A 21796-nucleotide genomic window follows, 5' to 3' on the forward strand; every position below is an offset into this window, starting at 1 on the left:
GATGTCGAGGTGAACATGTACAACTGGATCAGCGCCCTCGCCGACCTGCAGACCCAGGGTGAACCCTGCGTGCTGGTGACCATCATCGAGGAGCTCGGCTCGACGCCGCGCAATGCCGGCTCGAAAATGGTGGTCAGCGCCACCCAGGCCTTCGACACCATTGGCGGCGGGCACCTGGAATACAAGGCCATGCAGATCGCCCGGGACATGCTCGCTGCCGGCAAGCAGGCGACCCATCTGCAGCGCTTCAGCCTCGGCGCCAGCCTCGGTCAGTGCTGCGGCGGTGCCACGGTGCTGCTGTTCGAACCCATGGGCCAGGTGCAGGCGCAGATCGCCGTGTTCGGTGCCGGGCATGTCGGCCGCGCGCTGGTGCCACTGCTGGCCAGCCTGCCCTGCCGGGTACGCTGGATCGATTCCCGGGAGCAGGAGTTTCCCGAGCAGATCCCCCCTGGAGTACGCAAGATCGTCAGCGAAGAACCGGTGGACGAAATCGACAACCTGCCCGCCGGCAGCTATTGCATCGTCATGACCCATAATCACCAGCTGGACCTGGAGTTGACCGCGGCCCTGCTCAAGCGCAACGATTTCACCTATTTCGGCCTGATCGGCTCGAAGACCAAACGGGTCAAGTTCGAACACCGCCTGCGTGACCGCGGTTTCGACGCCGAAACCTTGCAGCGCATGCGCTGCCCGATGGGGCTCGGCGAAGTCAAAGGCAAGTTGCCTGTGGAAATCGCCATCTCCATTGCCGGCGAGATCATCGCCACCTATAACGCCCATTTCGGCCAGCCCAGCGCCAGTGCCGAACCCATTGCCATACTGCTGCCGGTATCACGCCGCAGCCAGGCTGCAAACTGACACGCCACACACTGAGAATCCCCCATGCCTTTGACTCGCAAAGCCTACCGTGCCGCCATCCTGCACAGCATCGCCGACCCGGCCGAAGTCGGCATCGAAGCCTCCTATGAGTACTTCGAAGACGGCCTGCTGGTAGTAGAAAACGGCCGGATCAGTGCCCTCGGCCACGCCAGCGAACTGCTGCCCGGTCTGCCCGCCGGGGTGCAGGTCGAGCACTATCCCGATGCCCTGATCACACCGGGCTTCATCGACACCCATATCCACCTGCCGCAGACCGGCATGGTGGGCGCCTATGGCGAGCAGTTGCTGGACTGGCTCAACACCTACACCTTCCCCTGCGAAAGCCAGTTCGCCGACCCGGATCACGCCAATGAAGTGGCGGACATCTTCATCAAGGAACTGCTGCGCAACGGCACCACCACCGCCCTGGTGTTCGGCAGCGTGCATCCGCAGTCGGTCAATGCCTTCTTTGCCGCCGCCGAGAAGCTTGACCTGCGGATGATCGCCGGCAAGGTGATGATGGACCGCAATGCCCCGGACTACCTGACCGACACCGCCGAATCCGGCTACCAGGAAAGCAAGGCGCTGATCGAGCGCTGGCACGGCAAAGGCCGCCTGCACTACGCAGTCACCCCGCGCTTCGCCCCCACCAGCACCCCGGAGCAACTGACCCTGGCCGGCCAGTTGCTGACCGAATACCCCGACCTCTACATGCAGACCCACATCAGTGAGAACCTGCAGGAAATCCAATGGGTCAAGGAGCTGTTCCCGGAGCGCAAGGGTTACCTGGACGTGTACGACCACTACCAGTTGCTCGGCGAGCGTTCGGTGTTCGCCCACGGCGTGCACCTGTGCGACGACGAATGCGCACGCCTGGCTGAAACCGGTTCGGCCGTGGCCTTCTGCCCCACCTCGAACTTCTTCCTCGGCAGCGGCCTGTTCAACCTGCCGATGGCGGAAAAGCACAAGCTCAATGTCGGCCTGGGCACCGACGTCGGTGGCGGCACCAGCTTCTCGCTGCTGCAGACCCTCAACGAGGCCTACAAGGTCATGCAACTGCAAGGCGCGCGCCTGAGCCCGTTCAAGTCGCTGTATCTGGCCACCCTCGGCGGCGCCCGGGCCCTGCGCCTGGAAGACAAGATCGGCACCCTGCATCCGGGCACCGACGCCGACTTCCTGGTCCTCGACTACCACGCCACTCCGCTGCTCAGCTACCGCCTCAAGCAAGCCAACAGCATTGCCGAAACCCTGTTCGTGCTGATGACCCTGGGCGACGATCGCACCGTGCTGCAGACCTTTGCCGCCGGCCAGCAGGTCCACCAGCGCTAACCCCGGAAAATGAAAATCCCCCGTTGGCCAGACGCGTACGGGGGATTTTTTTTGCCTGCATCCAGGCCCGGACTGCGGGCGAGCCTAGAAGGTCACTTCCATGTTCAGGGTCGGTGTCGAGGTGCGACTGCCACGGCCGCCGTCCACCCCGAACTTGTTGTGCCAGTACTCGTAGCCGACACCCAGATACAGGTTGGGCTTGACGTTCTTGCCCGGCAGCACTGCCACCATCAACGAGGTACGCATCAGGGTTTCGGGGGCAGTGTCGCGGTAGTTGTAGTCGTGGCCCTTCTCCCCGGTGTAGTTGACGAAACCCTGGAACTTGGCAGCGTGGGTGCCGACTTCGAAAGGTCGCATCCAGGCCAGGTTGAGCAGGTAGGTGTCGTCGAAGGTGTGATCCGGGTCTTTGGCCCCGGGGATCCCGGAATGGTTGTTTTCCTTGTAGTACAGCAGGCTCAGGTCCAGCACCCCGACGGTGTTGAACTTAAGGGTCGGGCCGAAGACCAGGGCACGCTTTTTCGCCGACCCCAGGTTGTTGTTGCGGCTGGCGTCAAAACCCATGGTCAGCGCGTAGTCCTTGATCAGGCCGGTGCCCAGCGGCGTATCCAATACCCGGGAGGAATAGAGCTGGTGGCGATAGACCCCGTAGACCTCGCTGCTGCCCTTGTTGGTGCCCTTGCGCGGGTCGTCGTTGTCGGAGAGCAGCACATCCAGGTGCAGGTAGTTGCTGCCGTACTGGTAACCGCTGGCGTGGGTGAAGCTGTAGATGCGCTTGCTGATGTAGTGCGGGTTGTTCGGGTTGGTGAACTCCTTGCCGTATCGAAAGCCGACGCTGTTGTTCATCCACTCGAGGGCGGCCGCTTCCCCTGCTCCGATCATGCTCATCAGCAGGGTTGCGCCTTGTAGTGCCTTTTTCATTTTTATTATGTCCTGTGGCGGTGTGGCTTTAGGCAGCTTCGCTGGCTGCCGACCGCACGCAGTATCGACACAAGCGCTACAGCGCCCAAAGCACAGAATATCGACCAGGGCGCTGCCGAAATGGCAACACAGGCCCAGGAGGCCGGACTCAGAGCACCGGCTGGCCGAAGGCGCGCTCGGCCCGTTCGCGAAGAGCGATCTCCTCACTGAGCAAATGCGCCAGCGCCTCCACCGCGCTGGGCAGGTCGCGCCCGCTGCGGGCGTAAAGCCCCAGGTCGCTGTAGATGCCGCCCTGGTCGCTCAGGGGAATATGCAACAGCTCGCCCTTTTGCAGATCCGCCTCGACCCCGACCCGGGTCTGGAACGCCACCCCCATGTTGTGCCGGGCCATCTGCCGCGCCAGCTCCATGGAGTTGCTCTGCAGCGGCGGTTTGTCCAGCAGGCCCAGACGCTTGTGCAGCGGCGCCAGCAGGTGATGGATCGACAGCTCGCTCTTGGCCAGGATCAGCCCGTGCTCGGCACAGGTGGCGAAATTGACGCTGCCGCGCTCGGCCAGCGGGTGGTCCGGACTGACCAGCGCCCCGAGGCGGAAATGCCCGACACTCAACTGGCGGATTTCCGCGGCCCGTGGCACAGCAAAGGCCAGGCCCAGGTCGGCGCGGCTGTTGATCAGGGCCTGGGGAATGGATTGCGAACCCTGCACGGTCACACCGATGGTCACTTGCGGGTAGTGATCACGCATGCGCTTGAGCACCGAGGGCAGCAGATCCACCGTGGCACCTTCGGCGGTGGCGATCTCGACGTGGCCGCTTTTCAGGCCGCGCAAGGCGTCGAACTCCAGGCGTACCCGCTCCAGGTCCTGCAACACCAGGTTGGCGTGACGGCTGAGAATCTCCCCGGCCATGGTCAGGCGCAGGCCGCCGGGCAAGCGCTCGAACAGCGGCGCGCCGATCTCGTCCTCGATCTTGAGAATCTGCCGGTTCACTGCCGAGGACGCGACATTCAAGCGCCGGGCAGCCTCGCGGATCGAGCGGCAGCGCCGGACCATGTCGAAATAGTGGATCGCGGAGGAATGAATACGTAGCGTTCTGCCGCTCATGCCGCGGGCTCCTTTCGCAGGGCGAGAGGCGAGCCTTGGCCGACTGCTGCCGGGCCATGCGCCTCGAAGCAGGCACTGTATACAATCCGAAACAAAAACCGCAACAAAATGCCCAAGCCAAGGCCCGGCAAGGGGCCGCAGAAACAAGAATCCCTCGCTCCGTGCAGCACACGAAGCGAGGGATTGCTTGAAACGCAAGGCTTGCAGCTTAGAGCTTGGCGCTTGGCCGCCCCGGTTTCTTGGTCTGCAGCAAGTGCGAGAACACCGCATGCAGGTCGTCCGAGGCACTTTCCTCGTCGAGGTTGAGCTTGCTGTCGATGTGGTCCATGTGGTGCATCATCAGGTTCACCGCCAGCTCGCCGTCCCGGGCTTCGATGGCATCGATCAGTTGGGTGTGCTCATCGTAGGAGCAGTGCGAACGGTTGCCGCTTTCGTACTGGGCAATGATCAGCGAGGTCTGGGACACCAGGCTGCGCTGGAAGCTGATCAGCGGGGCATTCTTCGCCGCTTCCGCCAGCTTCAGGTGAAACTCCCCGGAAAGGCGGATACCGGCACCACGATCGCCGCGGGAAAAGCTGTCGCGTTCCTCGTTGACCATCTGCCGCAACTCCAGCAACTGCTCGGCAGTGGCATGCTGCACGGCCAGTTCGGTAATGGCCCGCTCCACCAGGCGCCGTGCGAGAAATACCTGGCGGGCTTCCTCGACGCTCGGGCTGGCGACGACCGCGCCACGGTTGGGCCGCAGCAGGACCACGCCTTCATGGGCCAGGCGCGACAGCGCGCGACGGATGATGGTCCGACTGACTCCGAAAATCTCCCCCAGCGCCTCTTCGCTCAATTTGGTGCCCGGCGCCAGGCGCTGCTCGAGGATGGCCTCAAAGATGTGCGCGTAGACAATATCGTCCTGGGTTCCGCTGCGACCGGCTTTGCCTGCTCGCGGTTGTTTCTTGAGAGGTTGCAACTGTTCGTTCATGGGCACTCGGGTCGGGAGGACTGCGGCGATTTCAGCGTGACTTTAATACGCCACGGTGGGTCGCTGGCAAGTATCGCGTTAAAACAGGGGCACATTGTACACAACCCATGGCCATCACTAGCAAAAAGTGTTGTCGGGCCCGCGACTTGTTCAACGACTGTACGGCTATTTGTAGTCACGGCTGTATTGCAATGCAAAGTTACTTTTAAGTTTAGGCTTGGACCTTGAACCCCATTACTGGCCCATTGCTCGAGCCCGCCTCGATCAATGCGCGCCGGATGTGGTTTTTTGCGTCTTTCAAGAACAAGGAACAGCAGTAATGTCCGATGCCACTCCCGCGCAGTTACGCCCTCTGGCCGACACTTCGCCGTCTGCCATAGTGGCCGGCTTCATCGCCATGATGACCGGCTATACCAGTTCCCTGGTGCTGATGTTCCAGGCCGGGCAGGCCGCCGGGCTGACCAGCGGTCAGATTTCCTCATGGATCTGGGCCATTTCCATCGGCATGGCGGTGTGCAGCATCGGCCTCTCCCTGCGCTATCGCACCCCCATCACCATCGCCTGGTCGACCCCCGGCGCCGCCCTGCTGATCACCAGCCTGTCCGGAGTGACCTACGGCGAAGCCATCGGCGCCTATATCACCTGCGCCGTGCTGGTGACCCTGTGCGGCCTGACAGGCAGCTTCGAGCGGCTGATGAAAAAGATCCCGGCGTCCCTGGCGGCGGCCCTGCTGGCGGGGATCCTGTTCAAGATCGGCAGTGAAATCTTCGTCGCCGCCCAGCACCGCACCGGCCTGGTGCTGGGCATGTTCCTCACCTACCTGGTGGTCAAGCGCCTGTCGCCGCGCTATGCGGTACTGGCTGCGCTGCTGATCGGTACGGCCTTGTCCGGGGCCATGGGCCTGCTGGACTTCAGCGGCTTTCACCTGGAAGTGGCGACCCCGGTATGGACCACGCCGCACTTCTCCCTGGCCGCCACCATCAGCATCGGCATTCCGCTGTTCGTGGTGGCCATGACCTCGCAGAACATGCCGGGGATCGCCGTGCTGCGGGCCGACGGCTACAAAGTTCCGGCTTCGCCGCTGATCACCGCCACCGGGTTGGCCTCGCTGCTGCTGGCGCCCTTCGGCTCCCATGGCATCAACCTGGCGGCCATCAGTGCCGCCATCTGCACCGGCCCCCACGCCCATGAGGATCACAGCAAGCGCTACACCGCGGCGGTGTGGTGCGGGATTTTCTACGGCATCGCCGGGGTCTTCGGCGCCACCCTGGCGGCGCTGTTCGCCGCCCTGCCCAAGGAGCTGGTGCTGTCCATCGCGGCCCTGGCGTTGTTCGGTTCGATTATCAACGGTCTGAGCATCGCCATGAGCGAAGTGAAGGAACGGGAAGCGGCGCTGATCACCTTCATGGTCACGGCGTCGGGGCTGACGCTGTTCTCCATCGGCTCGGCGTTCTGGGGAATTGTTGCCGGGGTGGTGACCCTGATGATCCTGAACTGGCGCAGCGCCTGAAGGGCTTCGCTGGCAAGCCGGCTTCTACACCGACCGGCGCTCGCTCACGCGCCGGCTTGCCGGCGAACGGCGCCCACGACAACGCCCGGGGCTGGCCCGTGGCAGAGGCAAGGATACAAAGGGGAAAATCGACAGGTTGCCCTCGGGCAACAACGCATGAGCGACCCGGACGGGTCGCTCATGCATGACATCACGCGACTGGGTTGATCGCGTTGTCCGGGTACCACACGTCCAGCAGCGGACTGACTTCAACGGTGGTCAGCTCGGTGCGCGCCTTGAGCCAGGCTTCAACGGTGGCACGTTGCTCTTCGCTGACGGAACCGCGCTTGCTCAGGCAAACCAGACCGAAGTCGTCGCCGCCTACATAGCCCAGGCCGTTGGCTTCCATCGCTTCTTTGAGGAATGCGTCGAGGAAAGCGTCGATAGCTTCGTCAGCCAGACCTTCTTTGAAATCCAGGTTCAGCTCAAAACCCAGCTCCTGAAATTCATCTACGCAGAGTTTTTTGCGCAGACGGCGGGAACGGTTAGTGGCCATGGAACAATCCTCATAAGTAATAACGGGCGGCACTTTACCAGTTTAGGCAGGCGATTGCCTGACTCTATGAGGATGCAACCCTGCCATTGGTAAAAAAAATACCGCCCCAGGGGCCCGTGGCACGGCACAAGCCGCTATACCTTGGGGCATAATGCCGACACTTTCATGACCACTGAGGGATTTTATCTGCATGCCCTCGCCTTTTTTCCCCTCGACTGCAGGGTTCCATTTCATATGATCAAATCGTTGCGTCCTCTGTTGCTGGCCAGTGTTTTTCTCCCCCTGGCCTTTCCCGTTTCCGCGGCTCCGGTCAACACCACCCTGACCCCCAAGGTCCAGCAAGCCCTCAAAGCCAGCAAACTTCCGGATAACGCCCTGTCCCTGGTGATGATTCCCCTGAACGGCCCCGGCACCCCGACCATCTTCAACGCCGATGTATCGGTGAACCCGGCCTCCACCATGAAACTGGTGACCACCTACGCAGCCCTGGAAATGCTCGGCCCGACCCACCAGTGGAAAACCGAGTTCTACACCGACGGCACCCTCAGCGGCGGCATCCTCAATGGCAACCTGTACCTCAAGGGCGGCGGCGACCCCAAGCTGAACATGGAGAAGCTCTGGCTGCTGATGCGTGACCTGCGGGCCAATGGCGTACAGCAAGTCACTGGCGATCTGGTGCTGGACCGCAACTTCTTCGTGCAGCCGCAACTGCCGGAATTCAATGACGATGGCAACGACGAGAACAAGCCGTTCCTGGTCAAGCCGGACGCCCTGATGGTCAACCTCAAGGCCCTGCGCTTCGTTGCCCGCAATGACTCAGGGCGGGTCCTGGTTTCGGTGGAGCCGCCGATCGCCAAGATCCGCATCGACAACCAGGTCAAGGCGGTCAACACCAAGCAGTGCACCGGAGACGTGCGCTACAACCCCGTCACCCAGGCCGATGGCAGCGTGATCGTGACCGTCGGCGGGCAGTTGGGTGATGGCTGCAGTTCCCAGACTTACCTGTCGCTGCTGGACCACGCCACCTACACCGCCGGCGCGGTGCGGGCGATCTGGAGCGAGCTGGGCGGCAGCATCCAGGGCCAGGATCGCCTGGCCGTGGTACCCAAGGATGCCAAGGTCCTGGCCCGCGCCTTCTCCCCGGACCTCGCGGAAATCATCCGCGACATCAACAAATACAGTAACAACACCATGGCCCAGCAGTTGTTCCTGAGCCTGGGGGCCAAGTACCGCAACGAAGCCGATGGCGACGACGCCAAGGCGGCCCAGCGTGTGGTGCGCCAATGGCTGGCGAAGAAAGGCATCACCTCGCCGCACCTGGTGATGGAGAACGGTTCCGGCCTGTCGCGTGCCGAGCGGGTCAGTGCCCGGGAAATGGCCGGCCTGCTGCAAGCGGCGTGGAAAAGCCCCTACGCCGCCGAGTTCATCAGCTCGATGCCGATCGCCGGCATGGATGGCACCATGCGCAAGCGCCTCAAGCGCACCGCCATGTCCGGTGAGGCGCACATCAAGACCGGCACCCTGAACACCGTGCGCGCCATCGCCGGCTACAGCCGCGACGACAACGGCAATACCTGGGCGGTGGTGGCAATCCTCAACGACCCACGGCCATTCGGCGCCTCTTCGGTACTCGACCAGGTCCTGCTGGACCTGTACCGCCAGCCGAAACTGGCGACCAGCGCTTCGGTGCTGTAAGCGGCGACGCTGGCGGCGGCAAGCCTTGCGCGCCGCCAGTGTTCACGGCTGTTCCATCAGGACCCGGTCCCGCCCCGCCTGCTTGGCGGCATAGACCGCAGAGTCGGCCCGCAGCAGCAGCTCATCTGCACCCTCCCCCGCACGCCAACTGGCGATACCGAAACTGGCGGTGACACTCTCCACCGGCCCGATCGGCGAACTGCGCACACCGTGCCACAGCTCCTGCGCCAGAATCAGCGCTTGCTGGCCGCTGGTGTCCGGGCACAGGACCATGAACTCCTCTCCCCCCAGACGGCAGAAGACGTCGATGCGCCGCAGGCGCCGGCCGATGCGCTCGCACAACCCGCGCAGCACCTGATCCCCCACACCGTGACCGTACTGATCGTTGATCCGCTTGAAATGGTCGATGTCCAGCATGATCACCGCCATGACGCCACCACCTCGCTCCAGGCGGTGCATCTCGGCCTGTAGCCGCTCCTGGAAATAGCGTCGGTTGTGGATACCGGTCAGGGAGTCGGTGACCGACAATGCCCGCAGTTCCTCCTCGACCCGCTTGAGATCGGAGATATCCGATATATAGCCGTGCCAGAGCACACCGCCGCCCCGCAGGCTTTCCGGGCTCGCTGCGCCGCGCATCCAGCGCACCCCCCGCTGCGGCAGGCAGACCCGGTACTCCTCGCGCCAGGGACTGAGCTGCTGCGCCGAAACCCGGATCGACTCACGCACCCGCTCCACATCCTCAGGATGGATGCGCTCGAATGCCGCCTCGGCATCCTGCTGCAGCAGTTGCGGCTCGATCTCGTAGATCTCGCGCAGGCCATCGCTGGCATAGGGAAAACTGGTATGCCCGTCGGCGTCCAGCTTGAACTGATAGATCCCGCCGGGCACGTGGGCGCTGAGCCGCTGCAGCAAGCGGTCACGGGCGGCCAGGGCTTCATGCACGCGCTTGCGTTCGGTGATATCGATGCAGATGGCCAGATGGCCGATCCACAACCCCTGGTCGTCAAGCACCGGGGTGGCCAGCATGTTGACTTGCAGATGGCTGCCGTCACGCCGCACCAGGGTCCATTCCCGGGCTTCATGCCCGCCGGCCATGCCCTCTTCCACCAGCATCGCCTGGGACACCGGGATGGCTTTGCCGTAACGCTGGGTGAGGCTCTGGGCCCAGCCTTCCAGCTCTTCGGGCAAATGCAGGCTTTCCAGGGTCAGGTGCCCCACCGCCTCACTGCTGCTGTAGCCAAGCATCTGCTCGGCCCCGGCATTGAAAGTGCTGATCACTCCGCGCAGGTCGGTGGCAATGATCGCTACCTGAGTGGCGGCATTGAGCACGCAGCGCAACTGGCTGTGGGTGCCGCGCAACGCCTGCTCGCTGCTACGCAGCTCCTCGGTGCGCTGCTCCACCAGGGCCAGAGCCCGCTGACGCTGGCTGACCAGGACGTAGAGCAAGGCGCTGAGCAGCAGGCTGAGCATGCCGCCAAGAATCACCAGGCTACCCTGGGCTGAATGGTTGGCGTGCAGGAAGGCCGCGCTGGGGCGGATGTCCACCTGATAGTCCCGGTCCGCCAGGCGCAGCAGGCGGCTGGCGGTCAGGCTGCTGCTGATGGGCGGGTTGTTCGACTCGTAGAGCACCTCGTGCTGGCCCTCGGTGGACAGGTCGAGAATCCGCACCGACAGGTTATCGCTGGCAGGAACCGGCAGGCCGTCCGCCACCAGTTGCCGCAGGCTGATGATCGCCAGAACATAGCCGTAGGGCCGGTCCTGGGGGCCGGAAGCATCCTGCGCGCGCCTGACCGGCGCCGCCAGCAGCACCCCTCGCGCATAGGCCTGGTCCACGGCCACCAGTTGCAAAGGCGGCGAGACCGCCAGGCCATTGAGTTCCCGGGCACGTTCCAGGGTGGCTCGGCGCAGGGGTTGAGCCAGGAGGTCGTAACCCAGGGGCGACCCCAGGGGGCTCTGGGTCTGGCTGTACAGCACCGGCGCGTAGTCATCGTGCTCGCCGGCCGGCTCCATCTGGCCCGTGGCATTCAACTGCAAAATGGAAAAACCCGGCAGCCCCTGATCGCGAATCGACTGCTCGAACCCCGGGCGCTGGGCGCGGCTCACCAGAGGCGCCCAGGCATAGGCCTGGGTGCGGCGTAACAAGGGTTTGGCGTAGCCATCGAAATCCTGGCGGGTCACCAGGTCGGAATTGACAAAGAAGCGCCGCAAGCCGTCAAGGCGTTGTTCCTGGTCTTGAAAGCGTTCTTCGATGCGGCTGTAGCGTTCGCCGGCCAGCAACTGGAAGCGCTGGCGCACCTGCTGCTTGTTCAGGCTGTAGGTGGACCAGGCCAAGAGCCCGGTGAGGATGCCGCCCGCAACCAGGACCAGCACCGCCACCAGCCAGGCAGATACCTCTTCACTTATGAAACCCAGGATTTTCGGGCGTACAACATGCAGAGGCATAAGCAGAACTCATCACGCCAGCGAGTTTGGGCATCATCCGGACCAAGTGTGAGTTATAGCTATTAGCCACTAATTTGACCAGCGCTAAACAGCCCCCGAAACCTGAAAAAACAGGCCTCGGGGACATATCCGGCCATCAGCGCGCGGTGACTTTCCAGGCACGGTGGATTTTGCCGTTGCGGGCGAAATCCGGGTCGATGGTTTTCGCCGTGATCTCCTCGATCTGGTAGCGCGCGGCGAGGTTTTCATCCAGCTGGAACTTGCGGAAGTTGTTGGAGAAATACAGCACGCCCCCCGGCGCCAGGCGTGCCATGGCCAGGTCCAGCAACTGCACCTGGTCACGCTGCACGTCGAACACCCCTTCCATGCGCTTGGAGTTGGAGAAGGTCGGCGGGTCGATGAAGATCAAGTCGAACTCGTCACGGCAGCTGTCCAGCCAGGCCATCACATCGCCCTGCTCCAGGCGGTTCTTGTCGGAGAAACCGTTGAGCGAGAAATTGCGGCGTGCCCAGTCCAGATAGGTTTTCGACAGGTCGACGCTGGTGGTGCTGCGCGCGCCGCCCTTGGCCGCGTGCACACTGGCGGTGGCGGTGTAGCAGAACAGGTTGAGGAAACGCTTGCCCGCCGCCTCTTGCTGAATACGCATGCGCATCGGCCGGTGATCGAGAAACAGCCCGGTATCCAGGTAGTCAGTAAGGTTCACCAGCAGCTTGATCCCGCCTTCACGGACTTCGGTGAACTGGCCCTGGGCACTCTGGCGCTCGTACTGCTTGGTGCCGCTCTGGCGCTCGCGACGCTTGATCACCACCCGGCTCTTGTCGACATTCAACGCCTGGGGAATCGCCGCCAGGGCATCGAACAGACGTGCCTGGGCCTTTTCCGGGTCCACCGATTTGGGCGCCGCGTACTCCTGCACGTGCACCCAATCCTGGTAGAGGTCGATGGCCAGGGAGTATTCCGGCATGTCGGCATCGTAGACACGGTAGCACTCGATGCCCTCGCGCTTGGCCCACTTGCCCAGTTGCTTGAGGTTCTTTTGCAGGCGGTTGGCGAACATCTGCCCACCCTCGCTCAGGCGCGCCTGCTCGACCACGGGAGCAGGAGCCGGGGCCGGCTTGATCGGGTTGCCATTCTTGTTGTACTGGCGCACGGGTGCTTCGTCCGCGGCGGCCTGGGCCTGCTCGCGTTCCACCTGGCGCTGCTCGGCAGTGCGGCGCTCGCCGGTGACGAACTGATCCGGCAGGACCTTGATCAGCAGCAGCTTGCAGGGCAAGGCGCCGTTCCAGAACGAGTACTGTTTGTGGCTGCGGATGCCCATGCGCTTGCCCAGGTCCGGAGCGCCGGTGAACACCGCCGCTTCCCAGTTCAGGCAGGCCTGGCGCAGGCGCTCGCCGAGGTTCTGGTAAAGGTACAGCAGGCTGGCTTCGTCACCCAGGCGCTCGCCGTAGGGTGGGTTGCAGATCACCAGGCCTTTCTGGTTCTGGTCCGGGCGCGGCTCGAAGGTGCCCACTTCGCCCTGGTAGATCTTGATCCACTCGCTCAGGCCGGCGCGCTCTACGTTGTTGCGGCCGGGCTGGATCAGACGCGGATCGGCTTCGTAGCCGCGGATCCACAGTGGTGGCTTGGCGAGGCCGGCCTGGGCCCGGGCCAGCGCTTCGTCGTGCAGCTTGCGCCACAGCGCCGGCACGTGGCCGAGCCAGGCAGTGAAGCCCCATTGTTCACGCTTGAGATTGGGGGCGATGTCGGCGGCGATCATCGCCGCCTCCACCAGGAAGGTGCCCACGCCACACATCGGGTCGGCCAGGGCACCTCCTTCAGCAGCGATGCGCGGCCAGCCGGAACGGATCAGGATCGCCGCCGCCAGGTTTTCCTTGAGCGGCGCGGCGCCTTGCTGCAGGCGGTAGCCGCGCTGGTGCAGACTGTGGCCGGAGAGGTCCAGGGAGAGGATGGCTTCGCCGCGGTCCAGGCGCAGGTGGATGCGCAGGTCGGGGTTGAGCTTGTCCACCGAAGGGCGCTCGCCGGTCGGAGTGCGCAGCTTGTCGACAATGGCGTCCTTGACCTTCAGGGCGCCGAAGTGGGTGTTGTCGATGCCCGAGCCATGGCCGCTGAACTCCACGGCCAGGGTGCCGTCGGCCAGCATGTGGTCCTGCCAATCGACATCCAGCACGCCGTGGTAGAGATCCTCGGCGTCCTTCATCGGGAAGCGCTTGAGCACCAGCAGCACCCGGTTGGCCAGGCGCGACCACAAGCACAGGCGATAGGCTGTCTCCATGTCGGCCATGCCGCGCACGGCAGAAGTGTGCTCACGCGCTTGCTCAAGGCCAAGCCCGACGGCTTCCTCGATCAGCAGGCCTTCAAGGCCTTTGGGACAGGTGAGGAAGATTTCGTAACGATCCGACATGGGAATACCAGGGCCTTTAGCAATAAGTGAACGGGCAACGCATCGCCCGTTCGTTTTTCAATCAAGCGCTTTTCTTCAAGAGCGCTCGTGTGGCGCGAAACTGCGCCGTCCCACCCCGGCAGGCTGGCTTTCTTGCAGGGCAAAAGAGCTTAGAGGCCGGGACAGATAAAAAGTCAGGGCAACAAAATGACATAAGTCGACCCTTCGTCGAATAGTAGTTGAGTGCAACCGTTCGACATTCTCACTAAAGCATTAACCTCATCATCTAGTGAGAGGCTGATCACAGGGGGCTTTGCGTGACAGGCACGATACAAAACCGCCCCAGGCTTATGGCCTGGACAGCATTATCGTTACGTCCTTATGACAAAACGATCATTCACTTGCTGTGACCTATTGGTTAGAACTCAACACAGGTTGGCGCCGCAACGGCGTCAACATCAAAGCTCGCGACGCCGGCAGCGAGCACCAACGGCAGAAGCAATCTGCCCGACCTCAACGAAGGTCGACGGGACATAAAGCAGTCAACAAGTGAGGGAAACACCCTATGAGAAGACTAAAGCGTGATCCGTTGGAAAAAGCGTTTTTACGCGGATATCAGTATGGCGTTAATGGCAAGTCCCGTGAGCTTTGCCCATTTACTCTACCGTCGGTGCGCCAAGCCTGGATTAACGGCTGGCGAGAAGGACGCGGCGACAACTGGGACGGTATGACAGGCACTGCGGGCATCCACAGACTCAACGAACTTCGCGCTGTCGGCTGATCAGGGCACATTCCGACACCTAAAACTTGAATAGATGACGACTTAACCACGCACGCCCCATCCGGGCGGCGGGCTTCGGCCCAGGGGCTCCTTCGAGGAGCCCTTTTTTATGCCCGCGTGCCGTCCTTCCCTCTCAGCCCATGGCCGCGATGGCATCCACCGACTCGCGAATCAGCGCCGGCCCCTTGTAGATGAACCCCGAATACAGCTGCACCAGGCTGGCGCCCGCAGCGATCTTCTCAGCCGCGTGCTTGCCTTCGGTGATGCCGCCCACGGCGATGATCGGCAAACGGCCGGCCAGTTCAGCAGCCAGTACCTTGACCGTGTGGGTGCTCTTTTCCCGTACCGGTGCGCCGGACAGGCCGCCGGCCTCGGCGCCGTGCTCTAGGCCTTCGACACCTTCTCGGCTCAAAGTGGTGTTGGTGGCGATCACTGCGTCCATGCCGGTTTCAAGCAGGGCGCGGGCCACTTCCACGGTTTCCTCGTCGCTCATGTCCGGAGCGATCTTAATGGCCAGCGGTACACGCTTGCCGTGGATCGCAGTCAGTTCCTGTTGGCGCTGGCTCAAGGCCGCCAGCAGTTGCTTGAGCGACTCGCCAAATTGCAGGCTGCGCAGGCCCGGGGTATTGGGCGAGCTGACGTTGACCGTGACATAGCTGGCGTGGGCATAGACCTTGTCCAGGCAGATCAGGTAATCATCCACCGCCCGCTCCACCGGGGTGTCGAAGTTCTTGCCGATATTGATCCCCAGCACGCCTTTGTATTGCGAGGCCGCGACCCGTGCCAGCAGGTTGTCGACCCCCAGGTTGTTGAAGCCCATGCGGTTGATGATGGCCTCGGCCTGGGGCAGGCGGAAGATCCGCGGCTTGGGGTTGCCCGCTTGCGGGCGTGGGGTGACGGTGCCGATCTCGACAAAACCAAACCCCAATTGGGCGAAGCCGTCGATGGCTGCGCCGTTCTTGTCCAGGCCCGCAGCCAGCCCTACCGGGTTCGCAAACTCCAGCCCCATGACCTTGACCGGCATCTGCGCCGGGGCCTTGCACAACAGCCCGTTAAGGCCCAAACGCCCGCCCGCGCCGATCAGGTCCAGGGACAGATCGTGGGAGGTTTCCGGGGAGAGTTTGAACAACAGCTGGCGGGCCAGGGTATACATGGGCGGGATGAACTCGGTTGGCGGCGAAATAGGGCGCCGATTATAGCCGGCCCCGGGGCTTGCAGGCGAGGCGCGAAGTAAAATCCCCACCGGGCTGGCATATGCCTTGCACTCTCTTGTGCATGCAGACCTCGGCCAAGGACGGCTGAGGTGCCAGGACAATGGCGTCGTCACCCGCCCCTGCTTCACCCGGCCGGCGGGTACGACGCTTTTTGATGCAAGGTGCCATGCCATGACCGATCTTCCCAACACCCCGTCGGCCTGGGTCAACGGCAGCGATGCCCCGGAAAAGTCCGCCATCGACCTGGGCTTCGCGGAGCAACATAGACCGAGCACCGACCTAGGACGACCCGCACCGGGAAGACAAATCGCAGGCAAAGAAAAACCCGGCCTAGGCCGGGTTTTTCCAAGCTACAAGGCTAATTACTTAGCTTGAGCTTCTACCGAGGCTTCTACGCGACGGTTAACTGCGCGACCAGCTTCAGTTGCGTTGTCGGCAACTGGGCGGGACTCACCGTAACCAACGGATTGAACGCGGTTAGCGCCAACGCCGTACTGGTTAACCAGAACTTGTTTAACGGCGTTTGCACGACGCTCAGACAGCTTCTGGTTGTAAGCGTCAGGACCGACGGAGTCAGTGTGACCTTCAACAACGGTGGTGGTCTGTGGGTACTGCTTCATGAAGTCAGCGAGGTTCTTGATGTCAGCGTAGCTGTTAGGCTTGACGACCGACTTGTCGAAGTCGAACTTCACGTCCAGCTCAACACGAACCACTTCAGCAACTGGAGCTTCTGGAGCTGGCTCTGGAGCTGGAGCTGGCGCTACTGGAGCTGGAGCGACTTTGCCGCCGCTGCCACCGAAGTTCACACCCAGACCGATGGTAGGAGCGTAGTCCCACTTGCCGTTGTCCAGCTTGTAGTCAGCTTCAACGCCAGCACGGGCGAACAGGTTGTCGGTGATGTACCACTTAACACCAGCGCCTGCAGTCAGGAAAGTCGACTGGTCGCGACCGCTGTGGCCGTCGGCCTCAACGTTGGTCATGCTCTTGTGAGCAACACCGCCGGAAACGTATGGACGCAGAGCGTCACCCACGGTACCAAAGTGGTACTGAGCGTTCAGGCCGAAGTTGTCGCCTTTGATTTTCTGGTTACCAGTACCGTCGTTGGAACGGGTGTGGTTGGTCTTGTCGTAGGTGGCGTTCAACGACAGATCGTCGGTCAGGAAGTAGCCGATCGATGCGCCTGGGTTGAAGCCGTCTTCAACGTGATTAACGCTGTCGTTGTACTGTTTTTTGTAAAACAGTTCACCCTCGACCGCGCCTTGGCCTTGCGCCAGAACGCCGAACGAAGTCACGGCAACAATAGAACCAATGGCAATGCCCAAGGTGTTTTTCAGTTTCATCCGTTAAATCCCCATCTGGTGATTGTAAAGCAGTCCCACATACCGGGGGACAACTCGGCGGTAAGTCTATCAGAACTCACCTAGACGTAAGAGATATTTGCGCCGAACTAAGTTTCAGCAATACCTGCAAATTTCTCACGCAATTTATCAAGAGCACGTTTGTAACGCATCTTTGTAGCACTCAACCCCATATGCATGATGTCCGCGATCTCTTGAAATTCCAGCTCTGCGACAAATCGTAGCACCAGAATTTCCCGATCAATCGGGTTCACATGCACCAACCAGCGATCAAGTCCACCCTTTTCCTCAGGTTTCGGCGCCTTCTCTTCAGACGCCTCCTCGAGGGGGTCAAGACTTAAAGCGTCCATCAACCGACGCTTGCGCCGCTCCTTGCGATACTGCGTGATGCATTCGTTGTACGTGATGCTATATAGCCATGTCTTGAACTTCGATTTACCCTCAAAGTTCTTAAGGCCATACAGCACCTTCAACATCACTTCCTGACAGACATCATCCGCATCCCGATCGTTCCCCAGATAACGTGCACAAACATTAAATAGGGTCCTCTGATAGCGCCGCATCAACTCTTCATAGGCGCGTGTTACGTGAAACAGCTCCGTATGTGAGCGCGCAACCAACTCCTCATCAGAGAGCTCACGGGGGTCATAGCGCGTGGATAGCGATTGGGTTTTATTCAAAACGAGTCGTGCCGACAGTCAGGTCAATGTCCGCCGCAGCCCGATGACGGGCATTTTGCGGCGGCATACATTAGCAGGGTTTGCCGGGTTAGCGGCTACTTACATGCTGCTCCAGCAGGATCCGATTGGAGAGAGAGACTAGCTCACCCTCATCGGTCAGCAATGTAGTTTTAACCGTGCCAATCTCTTCGATCTGGCCTTCGACCTCACCAACACGTACTTGTTGCCCAACCTGATACAACTCACGCACATAGATTCCCGCAAGAATCTGCCCGGCAATTTCCCGGCTTCCCAACCCCATGGCCAACGCAACAGCCAGACCAACGGTAATCAATACAATGACGATCACATGGTTGAGCAGGTCGGTTTTGACCTCCAACTGACTGATCGCCACGGAAATACTGATGATGATCACCAGCCCCTGGGCAATTCGCCCCAGGCCGCCGGCGTAATCCAGGCCTACGCCTTCTGCGGCGCCGCGCACCAGGCCATTGGCCAGTTGCGCCAGCAAAACCCCCACCAGCAGCACCAGCGCAGCACCGAAAACCTTCGGTAAATACAGCGCAAGCATATCGAGCGTAGCCGAAACTCGCTCAAGGCCAAGGGATTCAGCAGCAGAAACCAGAAAAATCAGCAAAACGAACCAATAGACGATCTTGCCGATCAGGGTCGAGATGGGTACCTGCAAACCCGCACGAGACAGCAACTTGGTCAGGCCGGTGCCGCCCATGAGGCGATCCAGGCCCAGCTTGGCCAGCAATTTCGAGAGCAGGGTATCGAGCAGCTTGGCCACCACGAAGCCCAGCAACAGCACCACCAACGCGCCGAACAGGTTCGGAATGAAGTTCGCCACCTTGGTCCACAAGGCGGTCATCGCCGTGACGAGGCTCTGCGTCCAGAGATCCAGTTCCATATTCAATCAGCCTTATCAGCAGTGCGAGCAGAAGATTTACGACGAGAAACCGGCGCAATATGAGCCGATCCGTTATTCAAGGCGATCATCAACGCCGGCAGCCAGCGGCCCAGAAGGCTGAACAGATCCCCCGCCCCCACCTGACGGTTGGCGGTTTTCAGTACGCGGCCCAGGCAGGCATCGTCATCGCGGCTCGATGGCGAGGCTTTGAGCATGTCACGCAAAGACTGTTCAAACGGATCGTGCATACGCACCTCTGGTGATGTCTGAAGAAGACGCGATCAGATTTATTCGGGTCACATGAAGCATCATCACACCCAGCGCAAACGACGAAACAACCACCATTGCCCCACGGCCACCGCCACCAATAAAAGGCAGGCGATGATGAAACCATAAGGGCTGGCCGAGAACGGAATGCCGCCCACGTTGATCCCCAAAAGGCCGGTGAGAAAACTCATCGGCAGGAAGATCCCGGTAATGATCCCGAAGCGGTACATGGTGCGATTCATGCGCACGCTCAAACGCCGGTCTTCGGCCTCCAGCACAAGCCCCACGCGCTCTCGGGTCAATTCCAGCTCTTCCAGGTAACGGGTCAGACTGTTGTGCAACTCGTTCCAGTAATCACCATCATCCACGGCGAACCAGGGCAGTTTTATACGGCTCAACTGGGCGAAGATATCCCGCTGCGGAGCCAGGAAGCGCTTGAGCCCGGCAGCCCGCCGACGGATCTGCAAAATGCTGCCGTGCTCGGGGGTATACCGTTCGTCGGCATCCAGTTTTTCTTCCTCGCCATCGACCACTTCCGAGAGGTCGCTGACCAGATTCTGCACCTTGTGGGTCAGGTACTCGGCCATATAAAGGAGGAGTTCGGCAGACGTCTTCGGCCCTCGGCCCTCGGCAAGCTGCACCAACAGCTCATCGGTGGCGCGCAACTGACGCAGGCGCAATGAAATCACCCGCTGGGCAGAGGCAAAGATCCGCACCGAGACCATGTCTTCCGGCTCGGCCCCCGGGTTCAGGTTGATACCCCGCAGAAACAGCAGCAACTCCGAGTCCGGGAGCGCCAGCAAGCGTGGCCGGGTGTTTTCCTCCAGCAGCAGGTCACAGCTGAACTCGCTCAGGCCGCTGGAGCGACGCAACCAGGTCTGGGTCTGCGGATGACTGCGATCCCAATGCAGCCACAGGCTTTCATGGGCCTGCAGTTGCAGGTCGTCGAGCTCAGTCCGGGCAATCGAACGCGCACCGCCTTCACCATCCAGCACCAGGGCATGTACCAGCCCCCATTGCGCGTTTTCTTCCTCGAACATCCGCATCCCTTGTCAGGTCGATTGTTTATTCAGGCATTTTCAGCGGGCTTGGCGAAACGATCACGCCATTGTTGTCGGCGTAGACATACTCGCCAGGGCGGAAAGTCACACCGGCAAAGGTCACCGCCACATTGAGGTCGCCGATGCCGCGCTTGTCAGTCTTCATCGGGTGGCTGGCCAGGGCCTGGACGCCAAGATCGGTCTGGGCGATGACATCCACATCACGGATGCAACCGTAGATCACCAATCCTTCCCAACCGTTTTTTGCGGCTTTCTCGGCCAGCATGTCGCCCAGCAGGGCGCGGCGCAGCGAGCCGCCACCATCCACCACCAACACCTTGCCCTGCCCCTTGAGTTCCACTTGTTCCTTGACCAGCGAGTTGTCCTCGAAGCACTTGATGGTGACGATTTCGCCACCAAAGGAATCGCGACCACCGAAATTGCTGAACATCGGCTCTACCACCTGCACCAGGTCCGGGTAGGCGTCGCACAGGTCGGGAGTGAGGTAATGGTTCATCGAGAAACTCCTGTAACAGAAAGAACACGATCGAAGGTGTCGGTGCTGCCTTATATAGATACGCGCCCAGACCGCAGATGTTTAACCTGCAAGGCCTGATGAGCGAACCCGCCTGCCCCGTATTTTCGCAGCCAGGCCAGCGGAACGGAAAGCCGACTCAATAACTGAATGTGACCAGAACAGCTCAATGCGTCATATCTTAGCCGCAAGCGCTATCGAGCGAAATGCCCTTGTCAGAGCCTTCGCCTCAAACCGCAGCCACGGGTTCGGCAACAGAAACCAGCAATGGAGCCTGCTGATCCTTGAGCCAGCACGCGACCAGCGGCCAGACCTCAGTCTGCGCCGGTTTGCTCACCAGCATCTCGACGTGACCGAAATTACCGCTGAATCCCTGCTCGCGTCCCAGGCAGACAAATTGTTTCTGCTCGCTGCCAAACTGCTCGAACAACTTGCGACAGGCCCAGGTCGGATCCTGATGATCCCCTGCGGCACTGACTGCCAGTGCCGGCACCGTAACCTGCGCCAGGCCCGCCCACCAATCCTTGTCGGCATCGCCGAAACGACCAAACAATCCATGCCAACGCATGCTCTCCAGAGCCAGCCCGATGGGCTCGTCCTCGGGGCCGCGTTTGAGCCGCGAGCCGGACAACTGAGCAAAGCGCTTGATCACCAGGCGCCCACCCCACTCCACCATCGGGATCTTCAAGGGCCAGTAGGTACGGCTGATCTGGGTACCGAAAAACGCCGCCGAAGCCACGCCCGCATCACCCAGGTACTGCCCGCCCAAGGCCGCCGCCAGGGTAGTGCCGCCCAGGGAATGACCGATCCAATGGGGAACCTGCGCACTTTGCTCACGGACGAAGGCGGCAATTGCCGGCAAATCGTACCGAGCGTAGTCGGCGACACGGTTCTTGCGGTAGTCGGCATTGCGGCGCGACAAACCGTGACCGCGCATTTCAGGAATCCACACATCGAAGCCTGCGCGGGCCAGATAGGCCCCCAGCCCGATGCCCTTGGGCGAATACCAGAAACGTCGATTGGAAAAGCTGCCATGCAGCAGGACCACGGGGATCCCCCGGGCTTCAGGCTCATCGGCCAGCCCCAGGCGGGTGACGGCCAACTCCACGGAAGGGTCGGGACTGTTGCCGGGCTTCAAGCGATAGACATCTTCGCTGAGGTCGCCTCGACGCTCGGCACTGATCAAGGCGACCGGAAATAGGTTGCTGCTGCTTTGCATATTCTTCTTGCACAAAAAAGGGCGGCATCCAGAAGAAGCACGCCCTGCTT

General features: G+C 61.5%; 20 protein-coding genes. 6 read left to right on the forward strand and 14 right to left on the reverse strand.

The window, feature by feature from the left end; translation table 11 throughout:
• Positions 1-15: 15 nt before the first annotated feature.
• Together xdhC and guaD are read left to right on the forward strand one after the other, a co-directional pair.
• Positions 16-858 carry a xanthine dehydrogenase accessory protein XdhC gene (gene xdhC / locus ACUXVH_RS19845; protein WP_445495710.1) on the forward strand — a complete coding sequence of 281 codons (843 nt, stop codon included), beginning with the start codon at positions 16-18 and terminating at the stop codon, positions 856-858.
• A 24-nt stretch (positions 859-882) separates the two neighbouring features.
• The gene (gene guaD, locus ACUXVH_RS19850) at positions 883-2187 is read left to right on the forward strand and encodes a guanine deaminase (RefSeq protein WP_041116876.1); all 1305 of its coding nucleotides are present in this window, start codon (positions 883-885) and stop codon (positions 2185-2187) included.
• An 84-nt stretch (positions 2188-2271) separates the two neighbouring features.
• Here the strand turns inward: guaD and ACUXVH_RS19855 are convergent, their stop codons facing one another.
• The 3 genes from ACUXVH_RS19855 to ACUXVH_RS19865 form a co-directional block, all read right to left on the reverse strand.
• Positions 2272-3105, reverse strand: coding sequence for a hypothetical protein (locus ACUXVH_RS19855; protein WP_015634766.1), 834 nt, complete (start codon positions 3103-3105; stop codon positions 2272-2274).
• A gap of 148 nt (positions 3106-3253) precedes the next feature.
• A complete protein-coding gene (locus ACUXVH_RS19860; RefSeq protein ID WP_015634765.1) occupies positions 3254-4204 on the reverse strand; it encodes a LysR family transcriptional regulator in 951 nt (316 codons plus the stop codon).
• A gap of 208 nt (positions 4205-4412) precedes the next feature.
• Positions 4413-5177, reverse strand: a complete 765-nt coding sequence (locus ACUXVH_RS19865) for a GntR family transcriptional regulator (RefSeq protein WP_011060203.1) — start codon at positions 5175-5177, stop codon at positions 4413-4415.
• Between the two features lie 319 nt (positions 5178-5496).
• Between ACUXVH_RS19865 and ACUXVH_RS19870 the strand changes: the two genes are divergently transcribed.
• Positions 5497-6687, forward strand: a complete 1191-nt coding sequence (locus ACUXVH_RS19870; protein ID WP_065363443.1) for a benzoate/H(+) symporter BenE family transporter — start codon at positions 5497-5499, stop codon at positions 6685-6687.
• A gap of 190 nt (positions 6688-6877) precedes the next feature.
• On the opposite strand, the gene ACUXVH_RS19875 is transcribed toward ACUXVH_RS19870, so the two are convergent.
• A complete protein-coding gene (locus tag ACUXVH_RS19875; RefSeq protein ID WP_011060201.1) occupies positions 6878-7222 on the reverse strand; it encodes a YggL family protein in 345 nt (114 codons plus the stop codon).
• Between the two features lie 234 nt (positions 7223-7456).
• On the opposite strand from ACUXVH_RS19875, the gene dacB reads away from it, so the two are divergent.
• Positions 7457-8917: a D-alanyl-D-alanine carboxypeptidase/D-alanyl-D-alanine endopeptidase gene (dacB, locus tag ACUXVH_RS19880; RefSeq protein ID WP_015634763.1), complete on the forward strand. Its 1461-nt coding sequence runs from the start codon at positions 7457-7459 to the stop codon at positions 8915-8917.
• 42 nt (positions 8918-8959) lie between these two features.
• On the opposite strand, the gene ACUXVH_RS19885 is transcribed toward dacB, so the two are convergent.
• Together ACUXVH_RS19885 and rlmKL are read right to left on the reverse strand one after the other, a co-directional pair.
• Positions 8960-11359 carry a sensor domain-containing diguanylate cyclase gene (locus ACUXVH_RS19885; protein ID WP_065363442.1) on the reverse strand — a complete coding sequence of 800 codons (2400 nt, stop codon included), beginning with the start codon at positions 11357-11359 and terminating at the stop codon, positions 8960-8962.
• A 136-nt stretch (positions 11360-11495) separates the two neighbouring features.
• Complete coding sequence (gene rlmKL / locus ACUXVH_RS19890) at positions 11496-13760, reverse strand: bifunctional 23S rRNA (guanine(2069)-N(7))-methyltransferase RlmK/23S rRNA (guanine(2445)-N(2))-methyltransferase RlmL (protein ID WP_053150032.1); 2265 nt, start codon at positions 13758-13760, stop codon at positions 11496-11498.
• 544 nt (positions 13761-14304) lie between these two features.
• Here rlmKL and rmf point away from each other — a divergent pair.
• Complete coding sequence (gene rmf, locus ACUXVH_RS19895) at positions 14305-14520, forward strand: ribosome modulation factor (RefSeq protein WP_015634760.1); 216 nt, start codon at positions 14305-14307, stop codon at positions 14518-14520.
• 133 nt (positions 14521-14653) lie between these two features.
• Here the strand turns inward: rmf and ACUXVH_RS19900 are convergent, their stop codons facing one another.
• Complete coding sequence (locus ACUXVH_RS19900) at positions 14654-15673, reverse strand: quinone-dependent dihydroorotate dehydrogenase (protein WP_065363441.1); 1020 nt, start codon at positions 15671-15673, stop codon at positions 14654-14656.
• Positions 15674-15905: 232 nt separating this feature from the next.
• Between ACUXVH_RS19900 and ACUXVH_RS19905 the strand changes: the two genes are divergently transcribed.
• On the forward strand, positions 15906-16109 hold the full coding sequence (locus ACUXVH_RS19905; protein ID WP_073698925.1) for a hypothetical protein: 204 nt from the start codon (positions 15906-15908) through the stop codon (positions 16107-16109).
• Here ACUXVH_RS19905 and ACUXVH_RS19910 read toward each other — a convergent pair.
• The 7 genes from ACUXVH_RS19910 to ACUXVH_RS19940 all read right to left on the reverse strand — a co-directional run bounded on the left by ACUXVH_RS19910 (position 16097) and on the right by ACUXVH_RS19940 (position 21746).
• Positions 16097-17074: an OmpA family protein gene (locus tag ACUXVH_RS19910; RefSeq protein WP_011060196.1), complete on the reverse strand. Its 978-nt coding sequence runs from the start codon at positions 17072-17074 to the stop codon at positions 16097-16099. The genes ACUXVH_RS19905 and ACUXVH_RS19910 overlap by 13 nt on opposite strands.
• Before the next feature lie 107 nt (positions 17075-17181).
• Positions 17182-17772: an RNA polymerase sigma factor SigX gene (sigX, locus tag ACUXVH_RS19915; protein WP_011060195.1), complete on the reverse strand. Its 591-nt coding sequence runs from the start codon at positions 17770-17772 to the stop codon at positions 17182-17184.
• 88 nt (positions 17773-17860) lie between these two features.
• On the reverse strand, positions 17861-18685 hold the full coding sequence (locus ACUXVH_RS19920; protein ID WP_011060194.1) for a mechanosensitive ion channel family protein: 825 nt from the start codon (positions 18683-18685) through the stop codon (positions 17861-17863).
• A 2-nt stretch (positions 18686-18687) separates the two neighbouring features.
• Positions 18688-18933 (reverse strand): hypothetical protein, encoded by a 246-nt coding sequence (locus ACUXVH_RS19925; RefSeq protein WP_011060193.1) that lies wholly within the window; start codon positions 18931-18933, stop codon positions 18688-18690.
• 63 nt (positions 18934-18996) lie between these two features.
• Positions 18997-19992: a zinc transporter ZntB gene (locus ACUXVH_RS19930; protein ID WP_015634750.1), complete on the reverse strand. Its 996-nt coding sequence runs from the start codon at positions 19990-19992 to the stop codon at positions 18997-18999.
• A 25-nt stretch (positions 19993-20017) separates the two neighbouring features.
• Positions 20018-20509, reverse strand: a complete 492-nt coding sequence (gene rraA / locus ACUXVH_RS19935) for a ribonuclease E activity regulator RraA (RefSeq protein ID WP_011060191.1) — start codon at positions 20507-20509, stop codon at positions 20018-20020.
• A 247-nt stretch (positions 20510-20756) separates the two neighbouring features.
• Complete coding sequence (locus ACUXVH_RS19940; protein WP_065363440.1) at positions 20757-21746, reverse strand: alpha/beta fold hydrolase; 990 nt, start codon at positions 21744-21746, stop codon at positions 20757-20759.
• Positions 21747-21796 lie beyond the last annotated feature (50 nt).

It is taken from the genome of Pseudomonas sp. 8(2025), from assembly GCF_052665325.1.